This window comes from Dechloromonas denitrificans, from assembly GCF_001551835.1.
Lineage (GTDB): Bacteria > Pseudomonadota > Gammaproteobacteria > Burkholderiales > Rhodocyclaceae > Azonexus > Azonexus denitrificans.
This window is the reverse complement of sequence record NZ_LODL01000040.1, coordinates 112,336-126,471: the sequence shown is the minus strand read 5'-3', so window position 1 is coordinate 126,471 and position 14,136 is coordinate 112,336. Positions and strand designations below refer to the sequence as shown.

The window sequence follows — 14,136 nt, the reverse complement described above, 5'->3', positions numbered from 1 at the left end:
GTCCGCATGAAACCACCCCAGTCCTTGATGCCGATCGCCCACGCCGCCGAACTGATCGCCAGCGGCCACTACCTCAGCATCGCCGGCGATGAAGCGGCGCTGCGCCAGTTGCCGCTCGGCAACTGGATCGGCGGCACGATTCCCTACTTCATGGGCGCCGACGGCGGCACGAGCAGTTGCGAGCAGGTCTTCGTCAGCGAAATCACCGGTTTTTCGACCCCGCCGCAAATGCGTTTCTACGACGCCGCGACGCTGCCGCAAATCTGTCGCAATGCCCCGGAAAACGGCTACAGCGTGCTGATCCTGCCCGCCTTCAGCACGATCCACGCCAGTTTTGCCCGCAATGCGCCGAACTATGAAGAGATGTACCTGAAGCCGCTGATCGGCTGGGTCGCCGGCGTCCATCTCGACGCCCTCGGCCAGCTCGAACCCAAGGTCGTGCTCGGGAGCAGCGGCGAGTTCTCGGCGCAGCACGCGGTGGTCATGGACGTTGCGCTGCCGCCGGAGAAGTTCGCCCAGATCGACATCGTCAATCTATTCCGCCCGGGCACCGGCAGCAGCATCACCTTCTTCGACACCGGCTTCAGCGCCGGGGCCTGCCAGATCAACGGCAAGCCGGGCAACCTGGCCGACTACCTGGTCGAGCACGGCATCGACCGCCGCCTGCCGCTGGTCGCTGATTACAGCGGGGCGATGATCAATGTCAGCATCAAGCACATCGACCCAGCCACCCAGCGCGTCGAGTTCTATGCCCCGGTATTTCCCGGCCTCGAATACCGCATCGCAGCGCCGGTCAGCGACTACCTGGCCGAATTCAAGGCGGCGCTGCCGCCGCTGGCGACGGAAATCAGCTTCTCCTGCAACTGCATCCTGAACTACCTGTATTCGGAACTGGAAGGCAAACGGACCGGCCAGGTCATCGGCCCGATGACTTTTGGCGAAATCGGCTACCAGTTGCTGAACCAGACCCTGGTTTACCTCAGCGTCAGCGAATAGACCGCCGCCTGGCCCGGCCGCCCCCGAGGCCAGGGGCGGCCGAGTGCCTAGTCCTTTGGCTAGACCGAAAGGATTATTGCCGCCGTAATATTCGGATGTCAGCATCGGCGCCTCCGGAATCCACCGATCGTTGATCCATGCATGGCAATCTCCCCATCGGCATCGCCGCGCGTCTCGGCCAGACCCCGCTCTTCAGCGGGCTGGATGAAACGGCCATCGCCCGCCTCAGTCGCGGTACGCGCGAAATCCATCTGAAGAAGGGTGAAATCCTCTACTGCAAGGGCGAAAGCTGTTGTGGCCTGCATGTCGTGCTCTATGGTCAGATCAAGCGCTATTTCATCTCGCCGCAGGGCAACGAGAAAATCTGCGAAATTCTCGGCATGGGTGACAGTTGCGGCGAGGACGCCATTTTTGCCGAGCAGCCTTACACCGTCTCGGCCGAGGCACTGACTGAAACGCGGCTGCTGCATGTCGCCAAGACGGTGGTGCTCGACGAACTGCCGCGCAACCGGCGGCTGACGCAAAGGATGCTGGCCAACGTCTCCAGCCGCACCCACCAGTTGATGAGCGAAGTCGAAGCCTTTTCGCTGCATTCCGGCCGCCAGCGCATTGCCGGCTACCTGCTGCGCACGGTGCCCGAGGACGAGGCCGGCGACAGCGATATCCACATGACCCTGCCGACCGCCAAGGGCGTCATCGCCTCGCAACTGAACCTGACCCAGGAACACTTCTCCCGCCTGCTCGGCGAGTTGCAGGGGCTCGGCGTGATCGCCATCAACGGCCGCCAGATCGGCATCCCGAATGTCGCGGCACTGCGCGCCCAGGCCTGTTGCGGCTAGGTAGTCAGCAAGAGTCCGGCGGTCGACGGCCCTGAATCGGCATTTTTGCTTCCCCCAGCATCGCCAGGCAATCCGCCCCCTGCTCGACGAATAGCCGATGCACCTGCACGCCGGCCGCGCCGGCCTGGCGCGCCGCAGCCACCTCGGCCGCGCTGCGAATGCCGCCGACGGCGACCACGGCCGGCCGCTGGCCGAGTGCGGCGGTCAACGCCGCCAAACGGGCAAAACGCCCGTTGTCTTCCGGCAGCACCACGATCAATTGATCGAAACCGGCCGCCGCACCGATCAGGGCAGCCATCGGCAAGGGCTCGTCCGACCCACCCAGCGGCAATTTGAGCGCCAGCGGCAGGTAGCGGCCGTGCTCTGCGGCCAGCACGTTACGCCGCCAGGCCAGGCGCCGGCAGGCATCGGCCAGCCGCACCCGGTGTTCGGCCAGCAGAAAGCGGCGATTGGCCGCCGCGCTCAGGTTGAAAGACAGATAGTCGACGCTGTCCGCCAAGGCTTCCAGCCCGGCCAGCCAGGCCATCGCCAAGTCTTCGGCCGGCCATGCCTGCGGCAGGCCGAGGCCGGCGCCGAGCGCACAGCGGCTGGTGCCGCGCCACGTGGCCAGACGCTCGGCGACATCTGCCAGCCCGCCCGGCATCACCGAACCGAACTCGACGCTGCCGAACCCCACGGCCAGCAACTCGCCGGCCCGGCTGCCGTCCTTGTCGATACCGCCGGCCAGCCCCGGGCGGGCCAGCCAGGGTAAGCGGCGACGGCTCACCCGTGACGCCTGGCGAAATCGGCCATGAAGTCGACCAGCGCGGCCACACCGGCCAGCGGCATGGCGTTATAGAGGCTGGCCCGCAAGCCACCGACCTGCGGGTGACCGCGCAGATGCTGCAGGCCGGCCGCCGCGGCTTGTTCGATGAAACGCTCGGTCAGCGCATCAGCCGCCAGCTGGAAACGGACATTGACCGGCGAGCGGTGGACCGCCTCGACCGGCGCCTGATAAAAGCCCCGGCTGCCATCGATGGCGCCATAGAGCAGCGCCGCCTTCTTCTGGTTTGCCGCCGCCATTGCAGGCAGGCCGCCCTGCCCGGCGATCCATTCGAAAACCAGCGCCGCCATTTCGAGGGCCAGCATTGGCGGCGTATTGACGCAACTCCCCGCCTCCGCCTGCTGGCGGTAGGAAAAAACGGCCGGCAGCGCCACCGGCGAGCGTTCGAGCAGATCCTCGCGGACGATAACGACACACAGGCCGGCTGGGCCGATGTTTTTCTGGGCGCTGGCGTAGATCAGGCCAAATTTCTCGACGGCAAGCGGCGCCAGCAGCAGCGCCGAGGTGCAATCGGCGACCAGCGGCACCGCCCCGGTGTCGGGCAAGGCCGGGTAAGCGATGCCATCCGCTGTTTCGTTTGGCGTGATGTGGCAGTAAGCGCAATCGGCCGGCAAGGCCCACTTTCCGGCTACCGGCGCGGTCAGGGCGGTGGCGCCGGGATGGCGGGCGGCTTCGATGAGCGGCCCCGACCAGCCAGCCTCCTGCCGCGCCCGCCGTGACCAGTAGCCGGAATCGGCATAGGCGACCGCCTGCCCGGCCCGAGCCAGGTTCATCGGCAGCAGCGCGAACTGCTGCATGGCGCCGCCGGCCATGAAGAGGATGCGGTAATTGCTCGGCAGATCGAGCAGTTCAGCCAGGCGCTGCCGGGCGTTGGCCAGCACGGCGCGAAAACGCGGACCGCTGAACGGCCGCTCGATAGTGCAGGCACCGTCGTCACTCCGCCGGAACAAGGCTCCGGCCTGGGCCAGCACGGCATCGGGCAGGCGGGCCGGGCCGGCCGCGAAGTTCCAGGCCATCGCCCTAACCGAACAGGGCGCCGCCGTGGCTGCCGGCGGCCATGAAGAAAAGCAGCGGCACCGAGAGCATGGTGTTGGTGCGCGACGACAGATGGGTGATGCGCGAACAGCGCAGTCTTTCCTCAACGCTGGCCGGTTTCAGGCCGAGCACCTTTTGCTGGTGCGGCCAGAGTACGAACCACAGGTTGAGCAGCATGATGGTGCCGAGCCAGGCTCCCATGCCGATCGGCGCCAGGCCGCCTTGCAAGGTCAGGGCACCGGGCAGCCAGCCGCGCTGCCAGAGCATGAACATGCCGGCCCCCCAGGCGACGACCGAGGCCCAACGAAAGGTGCCGTGCTCCCGGTTGATTACCGCCTGCAGGCGCGGGCCGCCCGCTTCGCTCAGGTCGCTCGCCGCCAGCGGCTGCCAGCGCGGACGCTGGACGACGCTGGCGTAGTTGTGACCGACCCAGATGATGCCGGCGATCAGGTGCAGCCAGCGGGCGAGCAGATCGAACAGCGCGTGATCCATGCCGTTCAGCCGGCCAGTTGGCGGACGAGGAGGACAAGGGCCACGGTCAGGGCGAGGCCGAGGGCGATGGTGCCGGCGGCGCTGTCGTAGGGATGGCGCACCTCGCTCAGGCCTCCATGAAGGCCGTGGACACCGCTCCGGCCGAGCGCTTGACCAGCGGCTTTCTAAAACGCAGAGGCTTCTCGCTGACCGCCACCGCATCCCTGACCACGCCATGCAGCGGCGAGCGGCTGCAGGCCGGGTCGGTATTGCCGGCGTCGCCGGTCAGCAGCAGCGCCTGACAGCGGCAGCCGCCGAAATCCTTTTCCTTTTCGGAGCAGGAACTGCACGGCTCGGGTAGCCAGTCGAGACCGCGATATTTGCGGAAGAGCGGCGATTCGTGCCAGATCCAGCCGAGCGGCTGGTCGCGTACCGAGATGAACTCCAGCCCGGGAATCACCCGCGCTTCCTGACAGGGCATGGCCACGCCATCCGGCGCCAGCGTCAGATGAATGGCGCCCCAGCCGTTCATGCAGGCCTTCGGTCGACCTTCGTAGTAGTCGGGAATCACGAAGTAGATGGTCATCGTGTTGCCGAGCTTGGCGCGCCAGGCATTGACCACCGCTTCCGCCGCCTTGATCTGCTCCAGGCTCGGCATCAGTTCGTCGCGGTTCATCAAGGCCCAGTTGTAATACTGGATGTTGGCGAATTCGATGTATTCGATGCCGAGCGCCACCGCCCATTCGATCATCGCATCGACCTCGCCGATGTTCTGCCGGAAGATCGGCACGTTGAGCACCATCGGGAAGTTGTGCGCCTTGATCAGGCGGGCCGCCTCCAGCTTCAGCGCATGCGCCCGGGCGCCGACCAGCGCATCGGTCAGTTCGCCCTTGGTAGCCTGCAGCGACAACTGCACATGCTTGAGGCCGGCTGCCTTGAGGGCGAGCAGGCGCTCTTCGGTGAGACCGATGCCGGAGGTGATCAGGTTGGTGTAGAAGCCGAGGCTGTCGGCATAGGCGACCAGCTCTTCCAGATCCTCGCGCAACAGCGGTTCGCCGCCGGTGAAGCCGAGCTGCAGGGCGCCCAGTTCGCGCACTTCGCGCAGCGCCTGCTTCCATTCCTCGGTCGTCAGCTCGCGCGAACCGTAATCCTCAAAATCGAGTGGGTTGTTGCACCACGAGCATTTCAGCGGGCAACGATAGGTCAGTTCCAGCGAAACCCAGAGCGGCTTGCCCTGACCATCGAGACTGAGGCCGGTTTCTTCCTTGGGCATGGAATTCCTTTCAGCGACAACAATGCGATGAGCCATTGTTGGCCGACGCCAGCGGCGGCGCGACGGGAAAAACCGGAAGAAAGGCTAGCGAATTTCACGAGGCAGCCGCCGGCCGCCCCCCGGCCGACCTCAGGCCAAGGTCTGCCGGATGGCGCTGGCCAGCACCGACGGATCTTCGGCGCCGACCACAATGCGCTGGCCGCCGACGATGAAGGTCGGCACCATCGAAATGCCCATGGCCCGAATCTGTGCCTCCATCGCCCGCACTTCAGCGACGTCCTGACTGGAGGCCAGGTAGGCCGCGACCTCCTCGGCCGGGTAGCCGCATTCGCCGGCCAGCGTCGCGAGCAAGCCTTGATCGCCGACATGCTCGCCACGCTGGAACTGGGCGACGAACAGGCGTTCGACCAGCGGCTCGGCATCGCCGCGCTGCTGGGCCCAGTGGATCAGCCGATGCGCAGCCAGGGTATTGGCCCGGAGCGGGATTTTCTCGAAGGCGTAGTCGATGCCGTAGGGGCGGCCGGCGGCCCGCACCCGTTCGAACAGCGCCTCGACCGGCGCCCGGCCGCCGAACTTCTGTTCGAGAAACGGCAGGTAGGGCTCGCCTTCCGGCGGCGTCTGCGGATTCAGGAAGAAAGGCAGCCAGCACTTGCGGCAGGTGAAGTCGGGCATTTCCCGGCGTACTTCGGCAATGGCCAGGTCGAGCCGGCGCAGGCCGATGAAGCACCACGGGCAAACGATGTCGGAGACGATGTCGATGGTCAGCATGAGCTTGATGATACAGGCGCCGGCCGGATGCTGCCGAGCGGAGCGGGCCAGCCGGCATGACAAAGACCTTGCGCATCGCGGCCTGCCCCATATAACTACGTCATGGGCAGCCGCCCGACAACGACTGGAGGATGACATGGCCAACAAGAACGCTCCGTTCCACCCGATCATCTATGTCCGCGGTTATGCGATGACGCCGGGCGAAATCGACGAAACCACCGCTGACCCGTTCTGCGGTTTTAACCTCGGTTCGACCGTTTACCGCGCCGTTCCAGAAAAAGAGCGCCAGCCGCGCAAATTCATCTTCGAGTCGCCGGTCATCCGGCTGGCCTCCGACTTCGGCTACCAGGATGTCTACGAGGAAGGCTACGACATCCTCGACCCGGAATGGGAAGCCGACCCGGACAACAAGGTGCCGAGCCGCGCCATCATCATCTTCCGCTATTACGACGAAGCCTCGCGCCTGCTCGGCATCGGCCAGACGCCGAACATCAGCCAATTTGCCGACAAGTTGCGCCTGCTCATCCTGCGGGTCCGCGAACTGGTCTGCAAGAACCCAGCGAACGGCATCGGTGAAGACGATTTCCGCTGCCACCTGGTCGCTCACTCGATGGGCGGCCTGGTCTGCCGCGCCCTGCTGCAGAACCCGGCCGCCGAGTTTCGTGCCGCGGTCAAACATGTCGACAAGCTGTTCACCTACGCCACGCCGCACAACGGCATCGAAATGGTCGGCGTCAATATCCCGAAATGGCTGGATATGAACGACATGAAGAACTTCAACCGCGACTACATGGCCGAGTACCTGAACATCAAGGACGCCTTCAAGGCGACCGGCCGGGTGGACTGGTTGCCGGAAGACAGTTTCCCGTCAGAGCGGGTGTTCTGCATGGTCGGCTCGAACCGGATGGATTACGAAGCCGCCCTCGGCATGTCGCGCACCTTTGCCGGCCACGGCAGCGACGGCTTGGTCCGCATCGAGAATGCAGCGTTGCATGGCTGGCGGCGCAGCGGCAAAAACAAGGGGAGTGCCGGCGACAGTTGCGCCAAGGCCTTCGCCTACCGCGCCCACTCCGGCTTCTTGGGCATCGTCAATAGCGAGGAGGCTTTCCAGAACCTGACGCGCTTCCTGTTCGGCGATATCCGCGTCGACCTGTGGGTCGATGTCGAGCAGATCCGCCTGCCCAAGCCGGTACAGGACGAGGTGCTGGCCGGGCGCAAGGTCAGCGCGCTGTATCAGTTCGAGATTCTCGCTTCGCCGCGCGGCAAACTTTGGTATTTGACCCGGCGCACGGCAGAGGAAGACTCGGTGGCCTGCCTATCGCACGAGGAGTGGATGCAGGCGCCGGCGCAACGCCAGGCGCTCTACCTGTCCAGCGTCTTTCTCGCCAACCGGGCCCGGGTCAATCCGCGCCGCCGTTCGCTGGCCTACAGCATGACGCTCGGCGTACGCGTGCCGGATTACGAGGTCGACCGCCGGCTATGGGTCAATGAGCATTACGAGGGCGGCTACCTGTTCCGCGATTCGATCATTCTCGAAATGGTCCCGCCAAAAGCCGAGGGCGATGCCTGGCAAGTCAAATACGCCTGGCAGGGCAGCGGGGTCAGTAAGGCCGATACCGCGATCGACGCTAAACTGCTCGGCGACAGCCGGATGGAGGTCTGCGTTCCGTTCGGCAGCAGCGGTTCGCCCGGCATGCAGGGGCAACTGCGTTTCATCGTCTCGCTGTGGAACAAGGAGGCCGCCGGCAACTGAGCCGGGCCCGCCGTCAGGGGACGGCGGCGCGGCGCAGCAGCCACTTGCGGCCTTCTTCGAGCAAGGCAAAAAGCGCCGCCAGGCCGGCACCGAGCAGCCAGACATCCTGGCCCAACGGTGCCGTGCCGAACAGCGCATTGCCCCAGGGCGTGTACAGGATGGCCAGCAGCAACAGGATTTCGGCCAGCACGCCGGCGAGCAACAAGCGGTTCTGCAGCAAGGGGAAGTACCAGGTCGGTAACAGCGGGTGGCGGCAGACGAAGACATTGGCGACCTGGGCCAGCACGATGCCGAGCAGACAGGCCGAGGTCGCCTGCAGATAGTGCGGATCGGTGGCGGCCAGCGACGTACCGTAGGTCCAGCCCAAGCCGTTCAGCACGAAGAAGAAACAGCTCATGGCAATGGCCGCCTCGAGTGGCCCGAGGAAGAGGTAGGCACGGGCCAGCAGCGGCCAGGAAAGCAAGCGCTCCTGGCGGGGCCGCGGCGGCCGGCTCATCACTTCGGCATGCGGACGCTCGGCGCCCAGCGCCAGGGCCGGCAACATATCGGTACCGAGATCGACGGCGAGGATCTGGATGATGGTCAGCGGCAGCGGAATGCGGAAAAGTACCGAGATCAGGTAAGGCACCAGCTCGGGAATATTCGAAGTCAGGATGTAGGTCAGGAACTTGCGGATGTTCTCGAAGACCGCCCGCCCCTCCTCGATGGCATTGACGATGGTGGCGAAATGGTCGTCGAGCAGCACGATATCGGCTGCCTCCCGCGCCACGTCGGTCCCTGACAGGCCCATCGCGATGCCGATGTCGGCAGTTTTCAGGGCTGGTGCATCGTTGACCCCGTCACCGGTGACGGCGACGATTTCGCCCTTCAGTTGCAAGGCCTGGGTAATCAGCATTTTCTGCTCGGCACTGACCCGGGCAAAAACCATCTCCGGTGCATCGAGCGCCAGTTGCAGGCTGGCCGGACTCATTTTCCCGAGTTCGTCCCCGCTCAGCACGCGCGGCGCCACCGAACGCACCAGTTCGACCTCGCGGGCCAAGGCTACCGCCGTGTGCGGATGATCGCCGGTTACCATGAAGACCCGGATACCGGCCTCGTGACAGCGCCGGACGGCTTCATGGACATCCGGCCGCGGCGGATCCTCAAGGCCGACCAGGCCGCACAGCCGCAGCCCGTCCTCAGCGCTCTCACCGGGGCCGGCCAGGGTCTTCCAGGCCAGCGCCAGCACTCGAAAGCCGCGGTCGGCCAGATCCTCATGCGCCGCCTGGAACACCTTCAGCGCCGCCGCATCGAACGGCCGCGTCGCATCGCCGTCCAGCCAGTCGGTACACCGCGGGAAAATCACCTCCGGGGCGCCCTTGCAATAGAGATCGCCGCTGCCATCCGGCTCGCGCCAGATCACCGACATCCGGCGCCGTGCGGTATCGAAGGGAATTTCCCCGGCCCGCCGGCCGAATTCCGGCAGCCCGCCGGCAAACTGCCAGAGGGCAATTTCCATCGGGTCGCCGGCCGGCTCGCCGTCATGGAATTTCAGGCTGTGGCAGAAGCGGGCCACCGCGCGCAGCCGCAAATCGTCGGCCCGCGGCCAGCGCTCGGCGGCCAGGTGATGCCGGCCGGCAACGAACAATTCGCGCACGGTCATCCGGTTCTGGGTCAGCGTACCGGTCTTGTCGGTCAGGATCACCGTCGCGCTGCCCAGCGTTTCAACCGCCGGCAGATGGCGGACCAGAGCGTTGCGCTTCGCCATGCGCTGGGCGGCCAGGGCGAGCGCCAGCGTCACGGTCGGCAACAGACCTTCCGGCACATTGGCGACGATGATGCCGATCGAGAAAATGAAATTGGCCCAGAACGGCAGCCCGACCCACTGGCCGATGACGAAAAAGACCACCCCGAGGCCGAGTGCCAACAGGGCAACCAGATGCGAAACCCGGGCGATTTCCTTTTGCAGCGGCGACTCGGTGTCGCCGGCCGTTTGCGTCAGGTGGGCAATGTGGCCGAACTCGGTACGCATGCCGGTAGCGTAGACCAGGGCGCTGCATTCTCCGGAGATGATCAGTGTCCCGGCAAAGAGCAGGTTGTGGGCCGACATCGGATCATCGCTATGTTTCGCCTCGGCCGAGATCGAACGGGCATAGGATTCGCCGGTCAAGGTCGCCAGATTGACGCGCAACGCCCAGCTTTCGATGACCCGGCAATCGGCCGGCACCTTGCTGCCTTCGACCAGCTGCACCAGATCGCCCGGCACCAGGGCCGCCGCCGGCACTGCCAGGGTCGCTCCGTCGCGCCGCACATCGACCTGCTGCGGCAGCAGCTTCTGCAAGGCGGCCAGCGCCTGCTCGGCTCGATAGGCCTGCCAGAAGGAAAAGCCGCCGTTCACGATGATGACGCCGACAATCGCCAGCCCCAGTTCAAGCATGCCCTGCCCCGGTTCGGCGTAGGCGGCAAAAAAGGCCAGGCCGGCCGCCACCCACAGGACGAGTGCAAAAAAGTGGCTGAATTCCCGCCCCAGCATTCGCCAGAGCGGCTCGGTGGCAACCGGCGCCACCTGGTTGGCACCGAATTCGCCCAGCCGGCGCCGGGCTTCGCTCGCACTCAACCCGTCTGGGCCACTGCCCAGACTGGCCAGCGCCGCCTCCGGCGTCAGCTGGCTGATATTCAAAGCAGGATGCTGGATCATCATTTGGCCCTGTCGGCCCGGCTCGGGCCATCACTTAAAGATAGCAGCTTTGCCGGCAGCCGAAAGGCATAAGCCATGCACTTCGCCAACTCCCCATCCGGCAAAGGGTTTAAGATTTCCTCATCTGTGCGTCCCGCAAAATACGCCCCGCGCTTCGGGCTTCAAACAACAGGTGACATCGTGATGCAAAGCTCCCCCCCGGCCGGTCGAAAACCCTTGCTCGGCAACAAGCAGGTCCCCGGCGACTTCTGGGGGGCGCTGGCCGCCATGCTGGTTGCGTTGCCCGCCTCGATCGCCTTTGGTGTCACCATCTACGCCGCCATTGCCCCGAGCTACGCAGCCATCGGCGCCCTGGCCGGCATCATCGGGGCGACGGTGATCGGTCTGGTCGCCTCGACGCTGGGCGGTACCGACCGCCTGATCAGCGCCCCCTGCGCCCCGGCCGCCGCCGTGCTCTCGGCCTTCGCCATCGAACTGGTCGGCCAGGGCATCGATCCCAATACCATCGTTCTGCTGCTGGTGCTGCTCGGCGTGCTGGCCGGCATCGTGCAATTGCTGCTCGGCTTCATCGGCGTCGGCCGGCTGATCAAGTACATCCCCTACCCGGTGGTCAGCGGCTATCTGTCCGGGGTCGGCCTGATCATCATCGGTAGCCAGATCCCGAAATTCGTCGGCGCTGCCGTCGGCACACGCTGGTGGGAAGCCTTGCTCGCCCCGTGGAGCTGGGACTGGCGCGCCCTGGCCATCGGTACGGCAACGGTCATCGTCGCCGTCGCCGCCCCCAAAATCACCAAGAAAGTGCCCGGTACCATCCTCGGCATTGTCGCCGGCCTGCTGACCTATTTCGCGCTGGCCATCCAGGAGCCGAAGCTCTGGGAAATCACCGGCAACCCACTGGTCATCGGTCCGCTCGGGGCTGCCCGCGACGGCTATTTCGCAGCCATCACCGAACGCTGGCACGACATCGGCGATCTGCACCTGAGCCAGATAGCCAGCCTGTTCGGCAGCGCGCTGACCCTCGCCGCCCTGCTCTCGATCGACACCCTCAAAACCTGCGTCGTCATCGACCAACTGACCCGGACACAGCACGACTCGAACCGCGAACTGGTCGCCCAGGGCATCGCCAACATCAGCTCGGCCGCCGTCGGCGGCACGCCCGGCGCCGGCACGATGGGGGCTTCGCTGGTCAACCTGAACAGTGGCGCCCAGACCCGGGTTTCCGGCGTCATGGAAGGAGTACTTTCGCTGATCGCGGCGCTGATCTTCGGCTCTTTCCTGGCCTGGCTACCGGTCGCCACCCTGGCCGGCATCCTGATCGTCATCGGCATCCGCATGCTCGACCGCGAACCGCTGCGCTTCATCGAATCACGCGCCACCGTCTTCGATTTCGCGGTCGTCCTTGCCGTCGTTGTCGTCGCGCTGACCATCGGCCTGATCGCCGCCTCGGCGGTCGGTGTCGCGATGGCCATCATCCTCTTCGTCCGCGAGCAGATCGGCGGCTCGGTGGTACGCCACAAGGTGTACGCCAACCAGATGTCCTCAACCTGGTACCGGCCGGAAGCCGAGATGCGCATCATCGAGCAGAAAGGCAACCAGGCAGTGATCTTCGAACTGCAAGGCAGCCTGTTCTTCGGCACCACGCAACAACTGTATAGCGAGCTGGAACCAGAACTCGGCAAACGCAACTACGTGATCCTCGACCTGAAACGGGTCCAGTCCGTCGATGTGACGGCCGCCCATTTGCTGCACAACGTGCGTCAGACGCTGCAGGAGCGTGGCGCCATGCTGCTCTTCTCCGGTGTCCGCGAAAAGCTGCCGAATGGCCGCAACCTGCGCGAGTTCCTCGAACAGACCGGGGTCGTCAATGCCAGCGATGACAGTGTGGTCCGCGTTTTCCCCGAACTCGATGCCGCCATCGAATGGGTCGAAGACCACATCCTCGGCGAAGTACAGGCCCCTGCCGAAACCGAAACGCCGATCGAACTGCAGGAAATGGATCTGTTCAGCCACCGCAAGGATGAAACCCTGAAGGATCTCGAAACCCGAATGGAGCAGCGCACCTATCGAGCCGGCGAGACCATTTATGCGCAAGGCGCAGCGGGCGATGAAATTTTCTGGATCCGGCGCGGTACGGTGCGCATTTTTGCGCCGCTCGGCGCCGGCCGAAGCCGGCATATTGCCAGCTTCAGCCGCGGCGACTTCTTCGGCGGCCTGGCCTTTCTCGACAATCGGCCACGCGGCAACGACGCGGTGGCACTAACCGAAACCGAGGTCTATGTCTTGTCGCGCGAGCAGTTCGACCTGCTTGCCGAAGAGCACAAGAAACTCGCCTTCAGCCTGATCACCGCCATCGCCCGCACGCTGGCCATCCGCCTACGCCACGCCGACACCGAACTGACGATGTTGCAGGAATACTGAGCCGCGCTTTCCGGTCCAGCACTGCCGACAGGGGTTACACAACCAGCAAATAGAACAACGTCATTGTCACGAAACGACGCCTGAAGTATGCTATCGGATTATTTTTGCAGCACGCAGCGACCACTCCGTTGCCCCCTCTTATCCGCATGCGAGGCGCCATGTTCCAGCTTTTCACTTCCGAGACGCGTTTATACGATCTGACGTGGCGCGACGAAGCGGGACCGGCGCTGGCCGTCGAAGCATGGTGGGGCAAGGAAAGTCTGTCGGGCGGCTTTGAATACTGCCTAGATCTGCTGTCCAACGACGCCCATATCGAACTCAAGCGTTTTCTCGGCCGTGCCCTCAGCCTGCAGACCCGTCTCTCCGACGGCAGCGCCTTGCCGCGCAGCGGCTATGTCCGTGCCGCCCTCAAGCTGGGCAGCGATGGCGGTTTCAGCCGTTACCGACTGACCATCGTGCCCTGGCTCTGGCTGCTCTCGCGCAGCCGGCACAACCGGGTCTTTCAGGAAAAGACGCTGCAACAGATCGTCGATGCGGTTTTTGCCGACTACGCCGATGTCGCCGCCTGGCATTGGGCCGACGAAGTCGGCAACTTTCTGGCCGACAGCCGGCCGCGCAGCTATTGCGTCCAGTATGGCGAAAGCGATTTCCAGTTTATCGCCCGCCTGCTGGCCGAAGAAGGCCTCGGCTGGCGGATCGAGGCCGACCAGGATGCCCCCGGCGCCCACCGGGTCGTGATCTTTGCCGACAGCCGCAGCTTTCCGGAAGACGTGCTTTCCCAATCGGCCAATGGCGGCCAGGGTATCCGCTACCACCGGGCCGACTCGCAGGAAGACCAGGACGTCGTCCTCGCCTTTGGCGAACATCGCCGCCTGCTGAGCGCGCTCAGTACCTTCATTTCCTACGACTACAAGGCCAAGCGCAGCGTCGCGGCCAGCGTGCCGACGGCGCTGGCCTTCGCCAGCGAACGCGCCCCGCGCCTGGAGTCCTACGACGATGCCGGCCTCTACGCTTTCGCCAACGCCAGTGAAGCCGAGCGTTACGGTCGATTGGCCATGGAGTCGCTCGAAGCGCGCTACCAGA

Annotated in this window: 11 protein-coding genes; 5 read left to right on the top strand and 6 right to left on the bottom strand. The window is 65.0% G+C overall.

Features of this window, described 5'->3' with window-relative positions; translation table 11 throughout:
- Positions 1–6 precede the first annotated feature (6 nt).
- The gene (locus AT959_RS19370) at positions 7–996 is read left to right on the top strand and encodes a DUF6976 family protein (RefSeq protein WP_066887081.1); all 990 of its coding nucleotides are present in this window, start codon (positions 7–9) and stop codon (positions 994–996) included.
- Between the two features lie 137 nt (positions 997–1,133).
- Positions 1,134–1,835: a Crp/Fnr family transcriptional regulator gene (locus AT959_RS19365; RefSeq protein WP_066887078.1), complete on the top strand. Its 702-nt coding sequence runs from the start codon at positions 1,134–1,136 to the stop codon at positions 1,833–1,835.
- Between the two features lie 4 nt (positions 1,836–1,839).
- Here the strand turns inward: AT959_RS19365 and AT959_RS19360 are convergent, their stop codons facing one another.
- The 5 genes from AT959_RS19360 to AT959_RS19340 form a co-directional block, all read right to left on the bottom strand.
- Positions 1,840–2,601: a hypothetical protein gene (locus AT959_RS19360; protein ID WP_066887075.1), complete on the bottom strand. Its 762-nt coding sequence runs from the start codon at positions 2,599–2,601 to the stop codon at positions 1,840–1,842.
- Positions 2,598–3,674, bottom strand: a complete 1,077-nt coding sequence (gene serC / locus AT959_RS19355) for a 3-phosphoserine/phosphohydroxythreonine transaminase (RefSeq protein ID WP_066887072.1) — start codon at positions 3,672–3,674, stop codon at positions 2,598–2,600. Before serC ends, AT959_RS19360 begins: the two co-directional genes overlap by 4 nt.
- A gap of 4 nt (positions 3,675–3,678) precedes the next feature.
- On the bottom strand, positions 3,679–4,185 hold the full coding sequence (locus tag AT959_RS19350; RefSeq protein ID WP_066887069.1) for a urate hydroxylase PuuD: 507 nt from the start codon (positions 4,183–4,185) through the stop codon (positions 3,679–3,681).
- A 106-nt stretch (positions 4,186–4,291) separates the two neighbouring features.
- Positions 4,292–5,437, bottom strand: a complete 1,146-nt coding sequence (pqqE, locus tag AT959_RS19345) for a pyrroloquinoline quinone biosynthesis protein PqqE (RefSeq protein ID WP_066887066.1) — start codon at positions 5,435–5,437, stop codon at positions 4,292–4,294.
- A gap of 129 nt (positions 5,438–5,566) precedes the next feature.
- Positions 5,567–6,205, bottom strand: a complete 639-nt coding sequence (locus tag AT959_RS19340) for a DsbA family oxidoreductase (RefSeq protein WP_066887523.1) — start codon at positions 6,203–6,205, stop codon at positions 5,567–5,569.
- A gap of 136 nt (positions 6,206–6,341) precedes the next feature.
- Between AT959_RS19340 and AT959_RS19335 the strand changes: the two genes are divergently transcribed.
- The gene (locus AT959_RS19335) at positions 6,342–7,958 is read left to right on the top strand and encodes an esterase/lipase family protein (protein WP_066887063.1); all 1,617 of its coding nucleotides are present in this window, start codon (positions 6,342–6,344) and stop codon (positions 7,956–7,958) included.
- A 13-nt stretch (positions 7,959–7,971) separates the two neighbouring features.
- Here the strand turns inward: AT959_RS19335 and AT959_RS19330 are convergent, their stop codons facing one another.
- Positions 7,972–10,617, bottom strand: coding sequence for a cation-translocating P-type ATPase (locus AT959_RS19330; RefSeq protein ID WP_066887520.1), 2,646 nt, complete (start codon positions 10,615–10,617; stop codon positions 7,972–7,974).
- Positions 10,618–10,818: 201 nt separating this feature from the next.
- On the opposite strand from AT959_RS19330, the gene AT959_RS19325 reads away from it, so the two are divergent.
- Positions 10,819–13,053 (top strand): SulP family inorganic anion transporter, encoded by a 2,235-nt coding sequence (locus AT959_RS19325; protein WP_083518513.1) that lies wholly within the window; start codon positions 10,819–10,821, stop codon positions 13,051–13,053.
- 158 nt (positions 13,054–13,211) lie between these two features.
- Positions 13,212–14,136, top strand: a 925-nt coding sequence (locus AT959_RS19320; protein ID WP_157651374.1) for a type VI secretion system Vgr family protein, incomplete at its 3' end; no start/stop codon positions are given.

Excerpts from the sequence above, each read along its gene's own strand:
- AT959_RS19370 (WP_066887081.1), top strand. The coding sequence starts at position 7 with ATGAAACCACCCCAGTCCTTGATGCCGATCGCCCACGCCGCCGAACTG.
- AT959_RS19365 (WP_066887078.1), top strand. The coding sequence starts at position 1,134 with ATGCATGGCAATCTCCCCATCGGCATCGCCGCGCGTCTCGGCCAGACC.
- serC (WP_066887072.1), bottom strand. The coding sequence starts at position 3,674 with ATGGCCTGGAACTTCGCGGCCGGCCCGGCCCGCCTGCCCGATGCCGTG.
- AT959_RS19350 (WP_066887069.1), bottom strand. The coding sequence starts at position 4,185 with ATGGATCACGCGCTGTTCGATCTGCTCGCCCGCTGGCTGCACCTGATC.
- pqqE (WP_066887066.1), bottom strand. The coding sequence starts at position 5,437 with ATGCCCAAGGAAGAAACCGGCCTCAGTCTCGATGGTCAGGGCAAGCCG.
- AT959_RS19340 (WP_066887523.1), bottom strand. The coding sequence starts at position 6,205 with ATGCTGACCATCGACATCGTCTCCGACATCGTTTGCCCGTGGTGCTTC.
- AT959_RS19335 (WP_066887063.1), top strand. The coding sequence starts at position 6,342 with ATGGCCAACAAGAACGCTCCGTTCCACCCGATCATCTATGTCCGCGGT.
- AT959_RS19325 (WP_083518513.1), top strand. The coding sequence starts at position 10,819 with ATGCAAAGCTCCCCCCCGGCCGGTCGAAAACCCTTGCTCGGCAACAAG.